This is a genomic window from Actinomadura logoneensis (genome assembly GCF_003428695.1).
Taxonomy (GTDB): Bacteria; Actinomycetota; Actinomycetes; order Streptosporangiales; family Streptosporangiaceae; genus Spirillospora; species Spirillospora logoneensis.
Map to the genome: position 1 here is coordinate 1 of NZ_QURH01000636.1, position 2,505 is coordinate 2,505.

Annotated in this window: 2 protein-coding genes; both read right to left on the reverse strand. The window is 78.6% G+C overall.

Features of this window, described 5'->3' with window-relative positions; genetic code table 11:
- A partial coding sequence (locus DZF91_RS24955; RefSeq protein ID WP_117359683.1) for an ATP-binding cassette domain-containing protein occupies positions 1-383 on the reverse strand: 383 nt, incomplete at its 3' end.
- Positions 380-2,505: dipeptide/oligopeptide/nickel ABC transporter permease/ATP-binding protein (locus DZF91_RS24960; RefSeq protein ID WP_235834533.1), on the reverse strand; the 2,126-nt coding region annotated here is incomplete at its 5' end. The genes DZF91_RS24955 and DZF91_RS24960, both read right to left, overlap by 4 nt.

A 2,505-nucleotide genomic window follows, 5' to 3' on the forward strand; every position in this document is an offset into this window, starting at 1 on the left:
AGCCGGGCGGCCAGGCCGGCGCGGCCCGCTTTCCCGGTGCCGGCCGGGGCGGCGGGGGCGACGGTGCGGGACGCGCGGGGCAGCGCCTCCGCGACGGACGCGCCGATCGGCATGCGGGGGTCGAGCGAGGCGTAGGGGTCCTGGAAGACGAGCTGGACGGGACCGCGCCGGGGCCGTCCGCCGACCTCCCGGCCGTCCACCAGGATCGACCCGGCGACCACCGGGGCCAGCCCGACGGCCGCCCGGCCCAAAGTCGACTTGCCCGAGCCGGACTCGCCGACCAGGCCGGTGACGCCGCCGTCGGGGACGGTGAGGTCCACGCCGTCCACGGCGGTGAACCGGCCGTAGCGGATGCTGACCCCGCGGAACTCCAGCGTGCTCATCGCGCTCCCCCGTCCCGTGCCGTCCGCGTCGCGCCCTCGTCGGGCTCCGTCCCGCGCGCCGCCGGTCCGGTGCCGTCCCGCGGCGCTTCCGTGCTCTTCCGCTCCAGAGCCTCCGGGCGCTGCGCGGTCCCTTCGCCCGCCGGTGCGGCCGGACGGGCGGCGTCGGTGACCGGATGCCAGCAGGCGACGCGGCGGCCCTCGCCGTTGTCGGTCAGCGCGGGCTCGGCGGTGCGGCACCGGTCGCTCGCCCGCTCGCAGCGCGGCGCGAACGCGCAGCCGCGCGGCCGGTCCCCCGGCTCCGGAGGACGGCCCGGGATCGTGGCGAGCGCCGTCCCCCGGTCGGTGCCCATGGTCGGGACCGCCCCGACCAGGGCCCGCGTGTAGGGGTGCGCGGCGCGTCCGGCGAGGTCGGCGACCGGGAGCTCCTCCACGACCCGGCCCGCGTACATCACCAGCACCCGCTCGCACACCTGCGCGACGACGGCGATGTCGTGCGAGATGAGCAGCAGCGCCGCGCCGGAGTCGCGCCGCACCTCGGCCAGCAGCTCCAGCACCTGGCGCTGGACGGTGACGTCGAGCGCCGTGGTCGGCTCGTCCGCGACGATGAGGCTCGGCTCGCCCATGAGCCCCATGCCGATCATCGCGCGCTGGCGCATGCCGCCGGAGTACTCGTGCGGGCGCTGCCGGGCGCGCCGCTCGGGCGAGCCGATCCGCACCCACGCCAGCCGCTGGACGGCGCGGGCGGCGGCCCGCGAGCGGGAGGCGCCCAGGTGGACCTCGGCGACCTCGGCGAGTTGGCGGCCGACGCGGAGCGCGGGGTTGAGGGAGGCCATCGGGTCCTGGAACACCATGGCCAGCGACGTGCCGAGCGCGCCGCCCGAGCGGGGGTCGGCGCCGCGGAACCGCAGCTCGCCGGCGTCCACCCGCGCCGGGTGCGGGGCCAGGCCCGCCACCGACAGGGCGGTCAGGCTCTTGCCCGAGCCCGACTCCCCGACCAGCCCCACGGCCTCGCCGGGAGCGAGCGCCAGGGACACGCCGCGGACGGGCGTCCGTCCGCCGGGGAAGGTGACCCGCAGGTCCCGCACGCTCAGCAGCGCGTCGGCGTGCGCGTCGGCGTGCGCGTCGGGGTGGGCCTCGCCGGTGTCCGGCGCCCGGGAGGAGGACGCGCGGGGCCGGTCGTCCGCCGGGTCGGGGACGGCGCGCGGGTGCGGGGTGCGCCGTCCGCCGGCCTCCGCGATCACCTCGCCGACCAGCGTGAACACCAGGCCGGTGAGGATGACCGCGAGGCCCGGGGCGAGCGCGGCGAGCGGGTTGACGTAGATCCGGCCGAGCTGCTCGTTGAGCAGGCGGCCCCAGTCGTAGGCGGGCGGCTGCACGCCCAGGCCGAGGAACGACAGCCCCGAGAACGCGATGAGGATCTGCGCCGCCGACTGCGCGGTGAACAGCGTCACCGGCTCGGCGATGTTCGGCAGGACGTGCCGGGTGACGAGCCGGAACCGGCCCGTCCCCAGGATGCGCGCGGCGGCCACGTAGTCGGCGGACGCCACCGACGCCGCCAGGTTCTGCACCAGGCGCGCGGCGGGCGGGACGAGCGCCAGGCCCACCGACAGCACCGCCCCCGTGCTCCCCGCGCCGAAGACCGTCGCGAGGACCAGGACGAACAGCAGGCCGGGGAACGCCACCAGCACGCCCACGGCGGCGGTCACCAGGCGGCCGGCGCGGCGGCCGAGCACCGACGGCGCCAGGCCGAGCAGCAGGCCGCCGGCCATCCCGATGGCGGTGGCGGCCAGGGTGAGCTCCAGGGTGAGCCGGGTCGCGACCAGCACCCGCGCCGCCACGTCCCGGCCGAGGCCGTCGGTGCCGAACAGGTGCGCGCCCCCGCCGCCCTGGTCGATCGCCCCGGTGTCGACGCGGTTCGCGGCGTCCCCGGCGAGCGACGGACCGAAGACGGCCATGAGGAGCAGCACGGTGACGGAGGCCACGGTCGCCAGTCCGAGCGGCGTGCGCAGGGTGCGCAGCAGCCGGCGGCCGAACGTCTCCGACGAGGTCCGGGCGGACGGGCGGCCGGCCCGCTCGGCACCGGGCACGGCGCCCCGCCCGTCGGCCGAGGCGTCGGCCGGCG